Genomic DNA, 18,022 nt, shown 5'->3' with positions numbered 1-18,022 from the left:
ACGACCACATCAAGGGTAGCGGCGCAATAGTCGACGGGCGTCTTCACGACCGCCACCGGCTTTTCGACCGTTCGAGCGACGCGCTCGAGGCCCTCGAACTCGTGGACGAACTCGTCGCCGGGAGCGAGAACTGTAGGCCTCGGCGTCCACGACGTACAGCACGTGGGGCGCGGCGTCGTACCGCTATGGGTCGTCGATCACCCGGTCGATCATCCGGTCAACGCCGGGACTCGTGTCTGTCGAGCAGTATCAGGTCGTATAGCGGGGACCACTGGTGAATCGATAGGATAAATGACCGGCGCAGTTCCGTCGGTCTCGGCGCCACCAACCACGTTTAGGTGGCTTCGCGTCGGACGGCGATCGCACCCCTCGGAATCGGTTACGAGGCGAACGACCCGAAACGCGTCTGGAACGCGTTCCGACTGGCGAATACGGCGCTCGCGTCCGATCACTCCGACTCCGCCGAGACGGTTAGCTGACCGTCAGCACCGGGATCGTCGATCGACGCACCACCCGCGCCGTCGTACTGCCGAGCAACCGACCGGAGCCGACGGTTTGCCCACGCGTCCCCATGGCGATCAGTTCCGCGTCGACGTCATCGGCGTATGCGAGCAGTTCGTCCGTCGGAATCCCACGCCGAACGGACGTCGTCGCCGAAAGGTCCCGTTCCCGCGCCATGTCCGCGACCGCGTCGGTCGCCGCGCGCCCTCCCTCCTTGAGGAGTCCGACGATGCTTCGCGGGGCGTCCTCGAGGTCGTACGTCGTCGCGTCGAGGACGTATACGGCGTGGACGGTCGCGTCGTACTTCTCGGCGACGTCGAGGGTGGTTTCAGCCGCGCGCTCGGCGGCGTCGCTACCGTCGGTCGGAATTACCACTTCCTCGTACGGACCGACGACCGCGTCGGTTCCTGCGGAGTCCTCGCCCAGGCGGACCGACAGAACCGGCGCGTCCGAACGTGTGAGCACGCGCTCCGTGGTACTGCCCAGGCGAGCGCGATCAGGGCCGGTTCGACCGTGCGTTCCCATCGCGATCAGGTCGATGTCTTGTTCGGCAGCGTATGCGAGGATTTCTCTGTGCGGCGTTCCCTCGCGCACTTCTCGAACGGCCGGCAGGTCGTGCGCTTCGGCCCGGTCCGTGATCCGGATCGTCGCTTCGCGGCCGCGGCGTTCGGACGGTTCGCGAAGCGTCTCGCGCTGGTCGGTCTCGAGCGCGGCCGGTTCAGCGCCGGTATCGACGACGTACAGCGCATGAATTGCCGCGCCGTAGGTTTGCCCCAGTTCCGTCGCGTGGGCGATCGCTACCTCGGCCCCGGAACTCCCGTCGGTCGGAACGAGTACTGTCGTAAACATACCGGTCGTTCGACTCGAGCGCCCATCAATCACACAGGTACTTTCACCGACGCTGACGCGCTTGACGCCATCGCGCGGTCTCTCGAACGATCCGATCATTCGATCGGTTCCCCGGTCGGTTTGCGTCGATGTGTTCCGTCTCGTCGGCGGGTCGCAAGTCGATACCGTATATCGATACTAGAGGACAGTGCGTTTGATCCGCCTACTCCCGGGTCGGCAATCACGCGTTCAATAGATGAACCAGATTGCCTTTATTCGTATCCGCCCAAGTCAGCGTGTGAACGAACGACTGCGACTCTGGTCACTCGTGGTAGCGGTTCTTGCTACGATACTCTGTGTCGGGGTCGTTTTCGGCGTTGAAACGGGTGCGGAGTCTCCGGAGCCGGTGTCGTTCGACGATACCGTCCAAACCGGCCTTACGCTCGAAGACGAATATTCGCTTCTGGGAACATCAAATGTGGTACTCCCGCGCGTGCAGACGTTCTACTCGCAATACGAGTACGTCGTCGGTTACTACGGCGTCGACACGTACGTCGACGCGCAGCGTCAGGCGGGCCACGATCACCGCTTTGGCTACCCGATCGCAATCTACGTGACCGATTACGGCGACACGGGAATCGACCTGAACGACGACGGATACCCGATCGTCGAGCGTGATCCCGGGTGGACCGACGCCGAAGAGGCGTGGTACGTCGTCGATAGCGACGCTCGGACGCCCTCGGAGAAAGCAGTCCCGTCGTTCGCGGACCGATCGGACGCCGAATCGTTCGCCGAGTCCCACGGCGGCGAGGTGCTGTCTTGGGCGGAGATCGTGGACACGCCGTTCGAGACGGACGACGCGTCGAGCGTCCGCGATCGAGTCGATGAACAGAATGCCGACGCCGATGAGCTGGTCAATAATTCCAAAACTCACGACGAGCGTCCGGTCTCGGTAGTGGTCGGCGAGGACGTCGACAACGTACAGGAAGGGATCAACGAGGCACCCGAGAACACCACCGTCCTCGTTCCCGAGGGAACCTACAACGAAACGCTGCAGATCGATCGACCGATCACGCTGGCGGGCGACGGCAACGTGACGATCCGCGGTGATGAAGACGGATCGGTCGTGACGGTCACCACGTCCGACGTTAGCGTTCGCGACCTCTCGATCACCGGCGTCGGAACGCTGGCGACTGGTGCGGAAGAACTACCGGGTGAGGTGAGTGACGAGTGGGACGACGATTTCCTCGTGTACTACGGTGGCGCGGACGCCGGGGTTTCCGCACACGTAGCCGACGACGTGTTAATCGAAGACGTCGACATAGAGACGCCTGCAAACGGGGTGATCCTGCGCGATAGCAACGGCGCAGTCGTCAGGAACGTCACCGTTCGGGAAGCGACCGAAGGAGACACCGGCTACGCCGGCGTGATGGCGCTTCGCTCGCCGGGCATAATTGAAAACTCGACTATCACCGACGGACGCGATACGGTCTATCTCTATCGATCCCCGGGAATGGTCGTCCGAAACAACGAGATCGGCGAAAGCGATCTCGGCGTGCATCTGATGCACACCGATAGGGCGTTACTCGCGGACAACCGGATTCGAAACGTCGAGAACACCGGGATATACATCATGACCGGGCCGGTCGGAAACGCCATCGTCGGTAACGAGATTTCGAACTCGAGTTACGGCGCATCCGTCGGCGGGTCGGACTCCTACGTCGCCGAAAACGTGTTCGAAGCGAACGACTATGGACTACGGATGGCAGCAAGCGCGTCGATCTACGAGCACAACGTCTTCGCTGGGAACGACGTCGGTGCCCGGGACGCTGCAGTCCTCCCGACTAACCGGGTCGTCAGGAACGACTTCGTCGGGAACGAGGATCACGCGATCGCCGGTGCCGGTCCGCTACGGATCTGGTCGTACGATGGCGACGGAAACTACTGGCAAGGGGGGACCAGCCTGGCAGACGGTACCCCGCCGAAGCGACCATACTCGCCGACTGATCCCGTCGACGGACGGTTACACGACGTCGACGGCGCGGAGACGCTCGCGCGAGCCCCGGCGCTCGACGCGCTCTCGGGGCTCGAACAGTCCGTCTCGGGGATGCAGACCAAGAGCATCGTGGACCTTTCGCCCGCTTGCGGACCGAACAATCCCGAACTGATCGAACGAACGGCGTGGGCCGAGGCGGCCTACTCGTGTAACGGGACGGTGGTGACAGACTGATGACGGAAGATCGAACCAACCCTGCAATGACGACAGCTACCGATCGGTCACAAACAGCTCAAGGATCGAGCGACCCGCGAGCCGACGAAATCGGATCACAGCCGTCGGATCCGCCGATAGATGACGTTTCGTCGAGCAACGATCCATCAGCGGAGGCCGACGAAACGCTACTCGAGGCGTCGAACCTCGAGTTCGCCTACGGCGACGTGACGATCTTGCGCGACGTTTCGATCGCCGTCGACGCGGGGACGGTGACGGCACTGATCGGGCCGAACGGGACCGGGAAAACGACCCTCCTTCGGAGTCTGGCCGGGTTACAAGAACAGACGTCCGGCTCGATCGAGTACCACGGCCCTGACGTTCCTCGAAAGATCGGATACCTTCCGCAGCAACCCACGTTTAGACCCGGCTTCACCGTCATCGAGACGCTCGAATTTTACGCCTCGCTGGTCGGAGAAAGCCGCGAAGACGCCGTGTCGCGACTCGATCAAGTGGGGCTCGCTGACGCGGCTAGCAGACGGGTCGAGGACCTCTCGGGTGGCATGACGCGGCTGCTCGGTATCGCTCAGGCGACGATCGGAGACCCGCCCATCGTCGTTCTCGACGAACCCGGATCGGGACTCGATCCTGGCATGAGTACGCACGTATTCGACGTCGCCGGTGCGTTCGCCGACGCGGGTACTGCAGTGTTGGTAACGTCACACGACCTCGGATTGATCGAACGCAATGCCGACGAGGTGCTCTTGCTAGACGACGGTGTCGTCGCCGAACGAGGTCACCCGACGGAACTCCTCGAGCGATTGGATGTCGACACGTTACGAGCGGCCTACGAAGCGTCGGTCGCGGGTGACTTGCATCGCGTCCGCGTACAGGGTGAATCCCAATGAGCGACGTTGAATCGGCGACTGATGAGGTGAGAGATGGGCAGCGGGCACCGGGTTCGCTTCGACGCATCGACCGCATCGTCTGGCGCGAAGTCAGGACCCTCGCTCGAACCCGAACCTTCCACGTCCTCTCCGTGGCGCTGGCGATCGTGTTGGTTACCGTCGCGGTACTCGGGAGTGCCAGTGCCGGCTACGTGCCGACCGTGGTCAGCCTCATCACGCCGCTCGAACTACTCGTCCCCGTCGTCGCGGTCGCGTTCGGGTATCGGGCGATCGTGGCGGACCGTGAACGCGGTGAACTCGACGTGCTCGTGACGTACCCGATCTCCACTCGCGAACTCGTCATGGGGATATACGTCGGCAGAGCAGTCGGCATACTCGTTGCCATCACCACACCGCTGCTTCTCGTCGGCGCGTCGGTCGCGTACTTGCGCGAAGAACCCCCTGAGATCTATGCGACCCACGCAGGGGCGGACTCGCCGATCCTGTTCGCCCGGTTCGTCGTGCTCACGCTGGTATTCGCACTGGTCGTCCTCGCGGTCGCGCTCGCCATCTCGGCGCTTTCGAGCGCGACCCGGAGCGCACTCGCACTCGCGATCGTCGGCCTCGTCGTCCTGCTGGTCGGTCTCGACCTCGCGCTCGTCTTCGGGTTCGCTACCTCTATTATCCCCGACGGTTCGCTCATCGACGCGATCGCCATCAGTCCCCTCAGCGCTTACCGGGGACTGGTCTTCGAAACGGTCATCTCCACGGCAGCCGGGACCGGTCCGAAAAGTGCGTCACCGATCGCCAGCGTCGGTAGTCTCGGTATCTGGACGGTCGGCTCTCTCGGCGTCGCGATGTGGGCCGTGAACCGATAATCGATTTCTCCCTTCCCTGAAGGCTGTGTCTTCGACCTGCGTGTCCGCTTCATTCCCGACCACGGTGGGTTGGGGTATTCGCCTCGCGATTCGGTACGAAAATCGGTTCGACGTCCCTCGCCGGGGCGCTAGTTCATCAGCGACTGGATCAGTTCCCGATTGATCTCGTCGTGCTCGTAGCGGTCACCGCCGTACTCCTCCTGAAACGAGTCTGCATCGTCGCCGTCAGAAAAACCGATCAGCGACGCGCCCATCGCCCCTCGAACCTCGCTGTCGACAACGAACGTAAGATCGGTAGCTGGTGCGAAACCGTCGGCGTCGAGGTGTCTGCTGATCTCTGGTTCGTCCCCGCCGGTGTCGATCTCGTAGTCGACCGCCGAGTAGTCGGTCAGGTAGCTTACTTCCGGTTCCTGTTCGGATTCGTTCTCGAATGTGAAGTTGTACGTGCAACGCGAACTACAAAACTGGGCCGGACGGTCCTGATCGTCACCCTCACCGCCTGCCGAACCACTGCCGAGGACGGCGGCGGCGTCCTCGTAGAACGATTGTCCGGCGGGCCCAGGATAATCCCCGATCGTCATGGTGCAGTTATCACATTGCATCTCAGACTCGATCGTGATCGGATCGGACATCGACTCCCCGCCCCCGGAACCGCCACCGAGACAGCCGGCGAGTGTGCCGAGGCCGGTCAGTGCAGCGCCGATGAGGGCTGCTCGTCGGGTTGGTCCGGAGTTCAATCGGCGTGTTCGAGAGTTTTCGTGCGGGTCCATAGGACACCTTGGGAACCAAGTAAAAAGACTAATCTGGTTTCATTGACGAAAGTGCGTCGTCTGAAGACTGTGCAATCGCGAAATCAGGACGTCAAAGAACTCTTTGACGCAGATGGAAGCTGCAGTTCTGTCCTGATCAATAGCCTCCGACGGGAGCTCCGAGCGAGGATTGAGCATGGCTAGCGCTGGCGGCGACGGGTAGCCGACGACGCGACAGCGGTGCCACTCGTAGCGGGGCTTCCTCGGTCGGCGGGGACCGGTAGCGTCGACCGTCAGTGACTGACTTGCGGGGAGAGGCTGACGGACTTGGTTTTCAGTCGAAAAGCGGCGGAACTGGCTTGCGATACCGTTCGACCACACCCGCGTTTGATGAGTCTCGGCGGCGAAGGCCGCGGTATGTTCGACACGATTCTCGTTCCGGTCGACGGAAGCGAGTGTGCGGATCTCGCCGTCGATTACGCCGCGGACATCGCGAGACGGTACGATGCGACGGTGTACGTCGCGACCGTGATCGACGTCCGCCTCGTTTCGACCGCCCCGCACTACGACAATCTGCGATCGGAAGCGACCGCCCTCGTCGACTCGGTGGCGAATCGACTCGAGGCCAGCGGGGTGGCGACCACCAGCGTCGTTCGAACGTCGAAGCCGTATCAGGGGGTGTTGATGGTCGCCGAGGAGTACGACGCTGATCTCATCGTCATGGGAACGCACGGCCGCAGCGGTGTCGATCGCTACCTCCTGGGGAGCGTCACCGAGCGCGTCGTCAGACGGTCGGACAGTCCCGTCCTCACCGTTCGGAATCGCGACGAGGGCGGCGTTTCGTTTCCCTACGACAATATCCTCGTCCCGACGGACGGGAGCGACGGGGCTGCGGCGGCATACGAGCCGGCGATCGACCTCGCGTCGACGTACGATGCCACGCTGCACTCGCTGTCGGTCATCGAGACGAACGCGCTCGGTCTCGAAACCGCACCGAGAGGCAACGACGAGGGGCCGGACGAAGCGGCGCGAGTCGCCCTCGAGGCGGTCGAAGCCAACGCCTCCCAGGCGTCGGTCACCAACGTTGTTACGGAGATCACGTTCGGGAGCCCCGCCGCGGAAATTCGTTCCTACGTTCGGGAGCACGACGTTGATCTCGTCGTCATGGGGACACACGGCCGGAGCGGGATCGCCCGCTATCTCCTCGGCAGTGTTGCCGAAAAGCTCGTTCGGACTGCCCCCGTGCCCGTGATGACGGTTCGAACGCCGTCGTAATCCCCGAATCCGGAGTTTGAGAACCGGCAGTAACGAAGCGAGCGTCCGTTCCCGAACGCGGCGACTCGAGTCGCACGGCGAAGTTCGTCGGACGAGCGCTGATCCGTGGGCTTCTCTCGCGGATCGAGAGAACCGTGCTGAACCGGATTCGAGCCCGTGACGATACCACCGCGGAACCCCCGCGGAACGTCCGAACCGATGACCGCTGGAGGTTCCGCCTGTTCTCCCGCGGCTGGACGTGGGGCTGGTGGAGCATGCCGATCATCGCGGAGTGGCACGTCTTCCGATTCCCGGAACTCGTCTTCTTGCTCGTCGGCGGACTCGGCGTCACGATCGGTGGCGTCGTCATGACCCGGCACGTCGGCGGGCGGAGCTCGCGGACCTGTGGCGGCGACTCGTCGACGTGCGACGGATCTCGTTGGACTGGTTCTCGATCGTGGTCGCTCTCTTTCCGGCGCTCGCAGTGGCCGGCGCCGGCGCTGTAACCGTCGTCGAGGGCGCGACCCGGCCGTTGAGCGCGGCACCGCGCTGGAACCACTTGCCGAGCCGGTCGCGCTCGCCGGAACGCTCGCGGCGATTTTCCTGCTCCGACCGTTCCACGAGGAGATCGGCTGGCGGGGTTACTGGTTCGATCGCCTCCAGTTGCGGTGGTCTCGTCCTCGGCGATGGATGGGCGTCCTGGCACGCGCCGCTGTTCCTGATGGTCGGCTACTTCAGCAGCTGGGACTATTCACCGGACCCGGCTCGGTTCGCGTTCAACATCGTTCCGGGATCGGTGCTCTCCACGTGGCTGTATAACAACACCGACCGAAGCGTTCTCGCAGCGATCCCGTTTCACTTCGTCGGCAACGCCACAGGACAACTGCTCGAGCTCTCGCCGACGGCAGAGCGGTACCAGGCGGTTATCACGATTGCACTCGTACTCGTCGTCCCGCTCCGGTGGGGACCGGTGGATGTCCGATGCAGTGACGATCGAGCGCGACCGCCGTACTGACAGGAAACCGTCTTCCCGCCGACGCTGATCTCAGTCTTCGGTCGCGTCGTCCGACCAGTAGAAGTCGTCGTGGGGGTCGATCCCCTTGACTCGCGGCGGTGCGGCCCGACGGACGACGAAGACGTCGTACTCCTCGTCGGCGGCGACGTGGACGCCGACGCTGGTCAGCGGCGTAACGATGCGGCCGACGTTCTCGCTACCGAGGAAGACGACGCTCGGGTCGTGTGTCCTGGCGAGTCGTTCAACGTGTTCGGCCAGCTGTGCTTCCGGCGGAAACTCTCGAATGCGTTCGTAATCGTACGTTGCATCCGGTGCGAGGGCCAACACCTGCTCTCGAAGGGACTCGACGACTGTCTCGACGTCGTAAGGCTCGTCCTCGTCGATCCATCCCTTGTCGCGGGCGTAGCGCTTTCGCTCTGGGACGACCGTCACCGCCGCAACGTTTTCCTCGAGGGCGGTACCGTACTCGACAGCCCTGACCAGGGCCGCTTCCGCGAGTTCTGATCCGTCGAACGGGACGACGAACGTCATATCCGCCTTCTCAACGCCCGTCTCAATAACTCCACGGGGCAATCGGCGGCACCAACGAGCCGCGAGCGGCCGCTTGCTACGCCGGTCGATACGCTCCAGGAGCGATACTCCTTCCTCGCTCGATATCATATAATTTATAAATTCCAATTTCAGGTTGAAATTCACCCACATACATCCGTAATAAGCCATAAATAAGGGCCGACGTGTGTTGTGTTCATCGGTCAACCAAACTGAAACAGCCAGATATGATACAACTGACGGGAAAATACGGGCTGAACAGTCTCGCGCCCGGTTTCGTGTCGCCTCGAGGGGACGGTGATGCGTCCTTGAGGGCAACCTCGAAGCGGTCCCGCGCGAATTCAGACGCCGTCTTCAGTCCCGGAAACGGAGCCTAGCTGATTCGATGCCGAGCCACTTGAGTGCCGGCGTTGGCCGCGCTCGCGTGGGAACCATCACCAGCCATTATACTCGGTCTCGGCCACTACTCAAATATGACTGAACGAATCCTGGTGCCGTTTGACGGTTCTGATCCGGCAGAAGCAGCGCTCGAGTACGCGTTCGAGACGTTTCCCGACGCGTCTGTCACGGCGCTGTACGTCGTCCCGGTCCCCGAAGGCTACTGGCGAGCCTTCGGTGCAGCCGAGGAGATCGATATGAAACAGGGCCGCGAACGCGGCGCGGAGCTCCTCGAGGAGGCGACGGCGATCGCACAGGAACACGACCGCGAACTCGAGACGGAGGTCGACAAAGGCAAGCCAGAGCAGACGATCGTTAGCCAAGCGGAAGACGAGGCGTACGACACGATCGTTATCGGAAGCCACGGTCGGGAAGGCGTCTCTAGAATCCTGCTCGGAAGCGTCGCGGAGAACGTCGTCCGACGATCACCGACGCCCGTCGTGGTCGTCAGATAACCGGTGGGCCGCTCCCAGAAAGTCCGGGACGACTGCGCAGGGACGATCTGTCGTCCTCGAATGCTCCTCGTCGTTTGATCCCTCGCTCTCCTCCCCTCCTACTCTCGTTGTACTTCCGTATAGGGCGAATGCCTCGCTCGTTGCGGTCGAGACTCCACCTCGAGTGCGGGGAATCACACCGTGCTTTCGCTGGGGCCTCGGTTGCTGGCCCTGTCGCGATAGCGGCCCGTCACCGTCTCCAGACGGAGCAGGCAGATCGCCGCGAGGGAAAATGGTTCGGACATCGTCGGCATCTCATCATCACGGGCGACCGACGGACTGCCGAGCGACCGCAAGGCAACTCATGCGTTCGATGAGGGTTCCCGAACCGTCAATACCGGAATCGGCGACGTTCGAACGAGATATTCGGTGACGCTTCCAAGTACGTATCGATCGAAGCCCGTCCGGCCGTGGGTACCGACGACGACGAGGTCGACGTCGTGATCCTCGATGTACGAGAGAATCCCCTCGTGAATCGATGGCCCGTATTCGACGGTTTCAGCCGCTGGTTCGACGCCGGCGGTTTCTGCAACCGCTGTTGCGTCGTCGAGAATTGCGTCTGCGGCCTCCTCTAACTGCGCTACCTGGATATCGGAACGGACATCGATACCGAGACTCGCGATATCGACGACGGTGAGGAGGTGAAGCGTTGCTCTTGTGGCCGTCGTCACGTCGGCGGCCGTCTCTATTGCTTCCTGTGCACAGGTGCTCCCGTCGGTCGGCGCCAACACGGTCTGGTACGGGTAGGTGATTGTGCCATCGTCGTCAGGTCGAATCGTGAGCACAGGGACGTCAGATCGCCTGAGGACGCGCTCGGTGGTGCTACCGAGCAAGAACCGTTCGAGCCCTCGCCGACCGTGGGTCGGCATGACAACGAGATCGACGTCCTGCGACGCTGCATAGTCGACGATCGTGCTGTAGGGCTCCCCTTTCTGAACCTCGGTGACCGTTTCTACCCCGCGTTTTCGCGCGCGGTCAGCGGCATCACGAACGAACGCCTCGCCCTCCTGCTCGAGCGCGTCGAGAAGGTCTTTCTGCGGCTGGAAAACGAGCGCCGGATCCGCGACGTTGAGGACGTGAACCGTTGCGCCGTGTTCGGCGGCGATATCGAGAACGTGGTCGAAGACGACCGATGCACCCTGACTACCGTCCGTGGGAAAGAGTATTTGATCGTACATGGATCGGTCTCGAGACATTACTCCTGATCGGCTCCCGTCCTTCCTGCATGGGGACGGGTCTCTGCTATCCATGCGAACGCGAGACGCCGGCTTGCGTTCGTCTTTCCGATTTCGAGTTGGTTCATACCAAGACGATACACCAGATCGGTCATAAACATCGAGGGTACGCCAAAATCGAGGCGTCTCGGTCACTCTTAATCTGTATTTCAAGACGGACGACTGTAGAAGCCCAGTTCGTCGAGTTGCGGCTGCAGCGGCCATGGCGGATGAGATGGTCAGAGTAGTACCCGAGGACTATCCCGTCTCTTCGCCAGAATCTACGCCGGACAGTCGAGTGCACATACCTCGAGTCGTCACCCGGGAAGGAACAGGTTCAGGATCGCGACGACGATTCCGGCGAGCCCCATTCTGATCCCGGCGACGATCCAGTTCTGTTTCGAGATCGAGCCGAGGTACGCGCCGAACGTAAAGAGGACGGCGACGCCGACGCCGATGGCGAGCACCGTCGCCCCGAGCATCGAGACGACCCCGCCGCTCTGCCCGAGAAACGGAACCAACGGCAGGAGAATACCGATCAGCGGCCCGATCCCGCTTGCGACGGCGTTGATCTTGCGAGCACCCGCCCGCCGTTGCCCGACCGTCGTCTCCTCGAGATCGGTCAGCATGGCTTGCTCGATCCGTAGTAACTCGGCCTGTTTCTCGGCGCGCTCGATCTCCCAGACGCTCCAGACGCCGGACGTCCCGAGTCCGACGGCGGCGCCGAGACCGATCGTGATCACGGTGAGACCGTCGGTGATGCCCGACAGGTAGGCACCGACGACGACGCCGATGCTCGTCAGCGTCCCGTCGAAGCCGTTGGAGATGAAGTACCGCCGGGAAATCGATCTGACCTCGTCGTTCTCGAGGAGGGTTCGGAGGGCCTCGAGGCGGTCGCGAAGCGAAGGCACGGTACTACACTCGGTCAGTTATCCTGCGGCGTGTCGATCTGGTCGACGAGTCGCTCGCCGCAGACGACCTGGTCGATCGAATGAACCGTCCCGCCAAGATCGATGATGGCCGCCTCGAGCGCGTCCGCGTCGATGTCGTCGCCCTCGATCGTGAGTTTGAGGTTCTGGACCTCGCGGTCGGTCTCGACGAGAGCGACGTTGACGCCGTCGACACCCGGGCGGTCGCTGACAACGGTGGCGAGTTCGAGAATATCCGGTTCCTGTGGCTTCATGACGTCGAGGACGAGCCGTCGTATCGATGGCGACATGTGCTGATTCTTGTGGCCGGTGCCCTTAGTCTCAGGGGACGCTCGGCGACCGAACTCAGCCGCCGACGTCTTACTCACCCCTTCTCTGACGTCCAGGGTACTCTCCTCGGCCGTTTGCGCCTCACGCCACCAGACCAACTCGAATTCGATGCTCTGTTTCGCCTCGGTGTCACCCTCGGACCAGTCCGACTCGCCTTCCAGTTTGAAGGTAACGGGATCGGACGGGTTCAACAGTACTTCGCTCCCGCCGAGTTCGAGGGTCACGTCGCCGTCGCCGTCGAGTTGGTCGGCGAGATCTCGGGGGTAGCTGGCGATTTCGGTCCGCGATCGCTGTGCTTCGGTTTCGAGATCTCCTATGTCCGTCGCTACGACGAACGGATAGTTACAGCGGAGGGGCACGAGTCTCCGCCGAGGATATTTCCATTCTCCGTACAGTGACCGGCTGCTCACCGCTCGAGTCGTCTGACGAGTACGGCGACTGCGAGATACCCGGGGAGAGTCACCGCGAGGACGACGGTGATAATTCCCCAGTCCGTCGGGCTGAGCGGAACCGTCCCGAAGTACCGGTTGAGCGGCGTATACAACACGGCGAGTTGCAGCAGGGCCGACGTCGCGACGGCGGCCGTGAGCCACGGGTTTGACAGCATCGGCGTCTCGCGTAGCCACCGAATGACGTACAGCCCCGCGAACTCGAGGAAAACGAAGGCCGTAAACACCATCGTCATCGCGTACGGCGTGACGGCGGCCGCTCCCTCGAGCGTATAGTACATGAGTGCGAGCAAGACCACGGTGGTTACAGCACCGATACCGCCGATCAACCCGAGCATGGGACGACCGATGATCCCCCGGTCGGGATCGCGCGGCGGCCGTTCCATCACGTCGCCGCTCACGGGGTCGACGCCCAGCGCGAGCGCCGGCAATCCGTCGGTCAGCAGATTGATCCACAGCAACTGGACGGCCGGCAGGATGAGGTAGCCGTACAGTGAGGCGAGGAAGACGATCGCCACCTCGGCGACGTTTGCGGTGAGGAGGTATGCGACGAACTTCCAAACGTTGTCGAAGATCCCCCGTCCGCGCTCGACGGCGCGCTCGATCGTCGCGTAGTTGTCGTCTAACAGGACGATGTCCGATGCCTGCCTGGCGACGTCGGTTCCTCGAATTCCCATCGCGACGCCGACGTCGGCGTTTTTCAGCGCCGGCGCGTCGTTGACGCCATCCCCAGTCATCGCCACGTCATTCCCTCGACCCTGCATCGCCTGCAGGATTCGAACCTTGTGTTCCGGCGAGGTTCTCGCGAAGACGTCGACGGCTGCGACCCGTTCGCGAAGCGTCTCGTCGTCCATCCGTTCGACCTCGCGACCCTCGAGGACTGTCGTGCCGATCCCGAGCGATTCGGCGATGGCCCGCGCGGTCCGGACGTTGTCGCCGGTCACCATCTTCACGTCGATTCCTGCACGGTTCGTCTCTGCGATAGCGTCGGCGACCTCCGCGCGGGGCGGATCGATCAGTCCGGTCAGTCCCACGAATGTCAATCCGTCGGCGAGATCGTCGGGGCCAGCGGGTTCTTCGCGGAACGCCATCGCGAGGACGCGAAGCGCGTCGTCGCCGAACGCTCGGACCGTCGTTTCGACGCGCTCGCAACGCTCGTCGGTCAGCGGTTTCGGTCCGTCGGCGGTCAGGATCCGATCGCAGTTCTCGACGACGACCTCGGGAGCACCTTTGACGTAGCCGACGTCGCCGTGGACGGTTCCCATCCACTTCCGCTCCGAGGAGAACGGCACCTCGCCGGTCCGCGGGTTCTCGGATCGACGTTCGGCGACGTCGATCCCGATCCGATCAGCGGCCGCGAGCAGCGCCTGCTCGGTCGGATCGCCACCGTCATCGAGCGTCGCGTCGTTACACAGCGCAGCGATCTCGAGGAGGCGTTCCTCGCGGCTGCTGACCGCCGTCGGCTCGGACTCGTCCGACTCGAGGTCGACGACGGCGTCGTTGACCCAGAGCCGGCTGACGGTCATCTCACCCCTCGTGAGCGTGCCCGTCTTGTCGGTGCAGATGACGTCAACGGCGCCGAGTGCCTCGACGGCCGGAAGCCGCCGGACGAGCGCGTTCTCCTCGGACATTTGCCGGACGCCGAGCGCGAGCGTGAGCGTGACCACGGCCGGTAGTCCTTCGGGGACCGCGGCGACGGCCAGCGACACCGCAGTCAGGGCTGCCTGGACGGCGTCCGTCCCGCGGAGGAGCAACAACGGTGCGACGAACGCCGAAAGCACGAGGACGCCGAGCCCAAGGTTTCGCCCCAGTTCGTCGAGTTCGTCCTGTAGGGGCGTTCGCGTCTCCTCGGTCGCGGCGAGTTCGCGAGCGATTTCGCCGACTTCGGTTTCCATGCCCGTTTCCGTGACGACGGCAACGCCCTTGCCGCGAGTGACGCTGGTCCCCTTGTAGACCATGCCCTTGCGTTCCGCCAGCGGCGTCTCCGCCGCGACCGGGTCGGACGACTTCGCAACCGGGACGCTCTCCCCGGTCAGTGCCGCTTCGTCGACCTCGAGATCGGTCGCCTCGAGGAGTCGAGCGTCCGCGGGGACGACGTCACCGCCGCGCAGGACGATAACGTCGCCGGGAACCAGCCCCGTTGCGCTTATCTCACGTTTCTCACCCGCTCGTCGAACCGCGGCCGTCGGCGCAGCCAGTTCGCGCAGCGACTCGAGGCTCCGTTCGGCCCGGTAGTCTTGGACGAAGCCGAAAATGCCGTTCGCTACGACGATAATCGCGATGAGGACCGCGTCGACGGCGTGGCCCACCCAGATCGAAAGGGCCGCTGCGGCGAGCAGGACCCAGATCAGGACGCTATTGAACTGCGCGACGAAGATATCGACCGGCGACCGACCGCCGCCGCTGACGATCTCGTTCTCGCCGCGGTCCGCGAGCCGTCGCCGGGCCTCGTCGACTGTCAGTCCATCGCGGCGGGACTCGAGGCGCTCGACGACGCGGTCGGCCGGCAGTTCGTGTGGCTGCTCGGACACGACTCGCAGTTCACGCCGAATCCACATAGAGATACGTGCGGCACCGATCACCGAACGACGAGCACGAGTCCGGCAAGAGTGCGACGACGGTTCGCCGTCGGGACGCCGATCGGATTCCTCGCCGCCGATGTCAATACCGGTGGCCCGAAGGTCGGACGGGAGCAATGTTCCCTGGACTAGCGCACCGATGACCGTGACACCGAAGACGACTGCCCGAAGGAACTCTCGGTGGGGAGTCGCCGGGCGAATCGTGTGGCGGTGTATCCGAGACCACACCCCAGGAGGAATCCGCCTAGGTCAGTAACGAGGAGGTCACTCGCGAGGGCTGCGACGACCTCGATACCCGACGCCGACACCGTCTGCTCGGCGACGATCGCGAGCAGGGCGCACACTCGGATGAGTAACTCGAGCACGGCAGTCATCGGGCTACTACTCGAGAGACAGACCCGTTATATCCGAGGTGCCGCTCCGGGCCGACGTCCGCTATGGCCGAAGTTCGACACCCCGTCAACGACCTGATCGACAGCGAGCGATCGGTCAGTACCCCCTGCAGGGTCGGTTTCTTTCCCTCGCGCGTGGATGCGGCGCACATGGCGTTTCCAATTCGAGTTACCGACGTCATGAGTAGCCCCGTACGGACGATCCGTCCCGACGCGACAGCGGCCGAGGCGGCAACGACGTGTCACGAAGAAGGAATCGGATCGCTCGTCGTCGTCGAGAACGGTGAGCTCGCCGGACTCGTGACAAACGAGGACTTCGTTCGATTTCTCGGCGAGGCAACGACACCGAAAGACCGTCCCCTCCACGAGTTCATGACCACCGAGGTCGTGACGATTACTGCGGACGCGCCGATCGGGGATGCGGTCGAGAGAATGTTCGAAAACGATATCGCTCGACTCGTCGTCGAAGACGGCGACGAACTGGTCGGACTCGTCAGCACGGACGACGTCGTCCGGTACGTCCCACAAATCTTCCAGCGGCACGAATTCGACTATTCTCCCCCGGCCCAGTTCCGGTATCGCGTTCGCCGCGATACGGCCTACGAATCGCCCGAGTGGGAGGTCGAAAGCGTCGGTCTCTCCGACGAACGCGTCAGCGTCGGCGACCGCGTCGAATTCACGAAGACGATCACGGAAGCGGACGTCCGAGCGTTTGCGACCGCCAGCGGAGATACGAACCGACTGCACCTCGACGAATCGTACGCGCGTGACACGCGGTTCGGTCGACGAATCGTCCACGGAACGCTCGTCAGCGGGCTGATCAGCGCGGCGCTGGCCCGACTTCCCGGGGTGACGATTTACGTCTCGGCGGACCTCTCCTTTCTCTCACCGGTCGACATCGGCGACCGAGTAACCGCCGTCTGTGAGGTTATCGAAGAGTACGGCCGAAACAAATTCCAACTCACTACGGACGTGATCGGCGCGGACGGCGACCGCGTACTCGAGGGACAAGCTGCCGTGCTCGTCGACGAACCGCCCGAGACGGCTACTGTCGAATTCGAATCGATTCCGTCGCGATCGGACAGCTAACGTTCGGGTCGAACATTTGCCGTAATTCAGTCGTCGACCGAAACCGAGACGAGAATTATAGGCAGCGCTAACAGAGGGTGGGTGACTTTTCTTTGCCGCCGTCGAGAGAAGTCTCGCATGACCGTCGACGAACTACGCGAGTATGGACTGCTACCGATGGACGACGAAGAAATCAGCGGCTTCCTCTCGAGCCAACGAACGGGCGTGCTCGGTCTCCTCGCGGAAGACGTTCCGTATCTTCTTCCCCTCTCCTACGGGTACGACGGGGAAGAACGGCTCTATTTCACGTACCTCGTCGGCTCACGCAGCCAGAAAGCGGAGTTAAGCGAGGCGACCGATACCGCGAGATTCCTCGTGTACAAGGTCGATACGATGTATAACTGGGAAAGCGTTCTCTTGACGGGGCGCCTCGATCCCGTGCCGGAAACGGAATGGGATGGCCTCGAAGAGCTTTTAAACGACATCTGGCGGCCATCGGTCCTCCAGTCCGGCGCTCTATCCGGCGACGTCACCATCTACGAATTCCGTATCGACGAACAGACAGGAATCAAACATCAGGGGCTTCCACCGCGTCTCGAATCGACCCGCGAATGAATCCGGCAGTCGACGGCGAGAGCGGGACGCGTTTCCGGCGGCGAATTCGTCAGGGCGGCGAGTACGGCGTTCGAACCCGCCTTCGCCTCAGCGGATCAACGACACTCGAACCGGCGCACGGAACGCGACTGCTTCGGTGACACTACCGAGAAGGAGCCGCGATTCTTCGCCCCGGCCGTGGCTCCCGACGATGATCTGATCGACGTCCTCGTCCGTCGCGTACGAAATAATCTCGCGGTCGGGTCGACCGACGACCGTCTCTGTTCGAATCGAAACGCCGTGCTCGTCCGCCAGCGCGTCCAACTCTTCGAACAGTTCGTCGGCGAGTTCCGTCGCTCGTTCATACCACGCTTCGGATCCGTGTCGCGGGGCCGTCGAGGGATCGTACTCGACGCCGAAGATACTGTAGCCCGGTTCGGTCGGATCGATCACGTGCAGCGCCGTGATCTCGGCCGTGCCGTACTCGTCGCACGCCACCTCGAGTGCACGCTTCGACAGCGGGGACCCGTCCACGGGAACGAGAATTCGATCGGGCATCCCTGCGACCTCCGACGCGAAGGGAGAAAAAGGACTCCATCATTCGGTATTTTGACATCCGTGGCACCCGCATTCGATTCGGTACCGTCTCGGTCGTCGCCAGAGTA

General features: G+C 63.0%; 17 protein-coding genes and 1 pseudogene. 9 read left to right on the top strand and 9 right to left on the bottom strand.

Features of this window, described 5'->3' with window-relative positions; genetic code table 11:
* Positions 1-471: 471 nt before the first annotated feature.
* Positions 472-1,350 (bottom strand): universal stress protein, encoded by an 879-nt coding sequence (locus ATJ93_RS18510; protein ID WP_120246498.1) that lies wholly within the window; start codon positions 1,348-1,350, stop codon positions 472-474.
* A gap of 235 nt (positions 1,351-1,585) precedes the next feature.
* Between ATJ93_RS18510 and ATJ93_RS18505 the strand changes: the two genes are divergently transcribed.
* The 3 genes from ATJ93_RS18505 to ATJ93_RS18495 are packed head-to-tail and all read left to right on the top strand — an operon-like array spanning position 1,586 to position 5,303.
* Entirely contained in the window at positions 1,586-3,559 is a 1,974-nt protein-coding gene (locus ATJ93_RS18505) for a NosD domain-containing protein (protein ID WP_120246145.1), read from the top strand.
* 26 nt (positions 3,560-3,585) lie between these two features.
* A complete protein-coding gene (locus ATJ93_RS18500; RefSeq protein ID WP_211334092.1) occupies positions 3,586-4,446 on the top strand; it encodes an ABC transporter ATP-binding protein in 861 nt (286 codons plus the stop codon).
* Positions 4,443-5,303, top strand: a complete 861-nt coding sequence (locus ATJ93_RS18495) for an ABC transporter permease (protein ID WP_120246143.1) — start codon at positions 4,443-4,445, stop codon at positions 5,301-5,303. The genes ATJ93_RS18500 and ATJ93_RS18495 overlap by 4 nt, the downstream gene beginning before the upstream one ends.
* Positions 5,304-5,431: 128 nt before the next feature.
* Here ATJ93_RS18495 and ATJ93_RS18490 read toward each other — a convergent pair whose 3' ends face one another.
* Complete coding sequence (locus tag ATJ93_RS18490; RefSeq protein ID WP_120246142.1) at positions 5,432-6,073, bottom strand: nitrous oxide reductase accessory protein NosL; 642 nt, start codon at positions 6,071-6,073, stop codon at positions 5,432-5,434.
* 396 nt (positions 6,074-6,469) lie between these two features.
* Here ATJ93_RS18490 and ATJ93_RS18485 point away from each other — a divergent pair, with 396 nt between their 5' ends.
* From ATJ93_RS18485 to ATJ93_RS24150, 3 genes are all read left to right on the top strand, one after another.
* Positions 6,470-7,327, top strand: coding sequence for a universal stress protein (locus ATJ93_RS18485; RefSeq protein ID WP_120246497.1), 858 nt, complete (start codon positions 6,470-6,472; stop codon positions 7,325-7,327).
* 254 nt (positions 7,328-7,581) lie between these two features.
* The gene (locus tag ATJ93_RS24155; protein ID WP_245977687.1) at positions 7,582-7,812 is read left to right on the top strand and encodes a hypothetical protein; all 231 of its coding nucleotides are present in this window, start codon (positions 7,582-7,584) and stop codon (positions 7,810-7,812) included.
* Between the two features lie 215 nt (positions 7,813-8,027).
* Positions 8,028-8,321, top strand: a complete 294-nt coding sequence (locus ATJ93_RS24150; RefSeq protein ID WP_245977686.1) for a hypothetical protein — start codon at positions 8,028-8,030, stop codon at positions 8,319-8,321.
* Between the two features lie 30 nt (positions 8,322-8,351).
* On the opposite strand, the gene ATJ93_RS18475 is transcribed toward ATJ93_RS24150, so the two are convergent.
* Complete coding sequence (locus ATJ93_RS18475; RefSeq protein ID WP_120246141.1) at positions 8,352-8,852, bottom strand: universal stress protein; 501 nt, start codon at positions 8,850-8,852, stop codon at positions 8,352-8,354.
* Between the two features lie 491 nt (positions 8,853-9,343).
* Here ATJ93_RS18475 and ATJ93_RS18470 point away from each other — a divergent pair, with 491 nt between their 5' ends.
* Positions 9,344-9,763, top strand: a complete 420-nt coding sequence (locus ATJ93_RS18470; RefSeq protein WP_120246140.1) for a universal stress protein — start codon at positions 9,344-9,346, stop codon at positions 9,761-9,763.
* Positions 9,764-10,104: 341 nt separating this feature from the next.
* Here ATJ93_RS18470 and ATJ93_RS18465 read toward each other — a convergent pair whose 3' ends face one another.
* The 5 genes and pseudogenes from ATJ93_RS18465 to ATJ93_RS18445 form a co-directional block, all read right to left on the bottom strand.
* Positions 10,105-10,980, bottom strand: coding sequence for a universal stress protein (locus ATJ93_RS18465; RefSeq protein WP_120246139.1), 876 nt, complete (start codon positions 10,978-10,980; stop codon positions 10,105-10,107).
* A gap of 353 nt (positions 10,981-11,333) precedes the next feature.
* Positions 11,334-11,927, bottom strand: coding sequence for a VIT1/CCC1 transporter family protein (locus tag ATJ93_RS18460; protein WP_120246138.1), 594 nt, complete (start codon positions 11,925-11,927; stop codon positions 11,334-11,336).
* Between the two features lie 14 nt (positions 11,928-11,941).
* Entirely contained in the window at positions 11,942-12,235 is a 294-nt protein-coding gene (locus ATJ93_RS18455) for a DUF211 domain-containing protein (protein ID WP_120246496.1), read from the bottom strand.
* A 99-nt stretch (positions 12,236-12,334) separates the two neighbouring features.
* A pseudogene (locus ATJ93_RS18450) lies at positions 12,335-12,634 on the bottom strand (amphi-Trp domain-containing protein); the annotation flags it as partial.
* A 47-nt stretch (positions 12,635-12,681) separates the two neighbouring features.
* Positions 12,682-15,255: a calcium-translocating P-type ATPase, PMCA-type gene (locus ATJ93_RS18445; protein WP_120246495.1), complete on the bottom strand. Its 2,574-nt coding sequence runs from the start codon at positions 15,253-15,255 to the stop codon at positions 12,682-12,684.
* A gap of 590 nt (positions 15,256-15,845) precedes the next feature.
* Here ATJ93_RS18445 and ATJ93_RS18440 point away from each other — a divergent pair.
* Together ATJ93_RS18440 and ATJ93_RS18435 are read left to right on the top strand one after the other, a co-directional pair.
* Complete coding sequence (locus ATJ93_RS18440; protein ID WP_120246494.1) at positions 15,846-16,784, top strand: CBS domain-containing protein; 939 nt, start codon at positions 15,846-15,848, stop codon at positions 16,782-16,784.
* 117 nt (positions 16,785-16,901) lie between these two features.
* Positions 16,902-17,378 carry a pyridoxamine 5'-phosphate oxidase family protein gene (locus ATJ93_RS18435; protein WP_120246137.1) on the top strand — a complete coding sequence of 159 codons (477 nt, stop codon included), beginning with the start codon at positions 16,902-16,904 and terminating at the stop codon, positions 17,376-17,378.
* A gap of 87 nt (positions 17,379-17,465) precedes the next feature.
* On the opposite strand, the gene ATJ93_RS18430 is transcribed toward ATJ93_RS18435, so the two are convergent.
* Positions 17,466-17,915: a universal stress protein gene (locus tag ATJ93_RS18430; RefSeq protein ID WP_120246136.1), complete on the bottom strand. Its 450-nt coding sequence runs from the start codon at positions 17,913-17,915 to the stop codon at positions 17,466-17,468.
* Positions 17,916-18,022: the final 107 nt, after the last annotated feature.

The sequence above is a fragment of the Halopiger aswanensis genome, from assembly GCF_003610195.1.
In the GTDB taxonomy this organism is placed as follows: Archaea; Halobacteriota; Halobacteria; order Halobacteriales; family Natrialbaceae; genus Halopiger; species Halopiger aswanensis.
The sequence above is the reverse complement of the archived record's forward strand: the minus strand, read 5'-3'. Positions and strand labels throughout refer to the sequence as shown.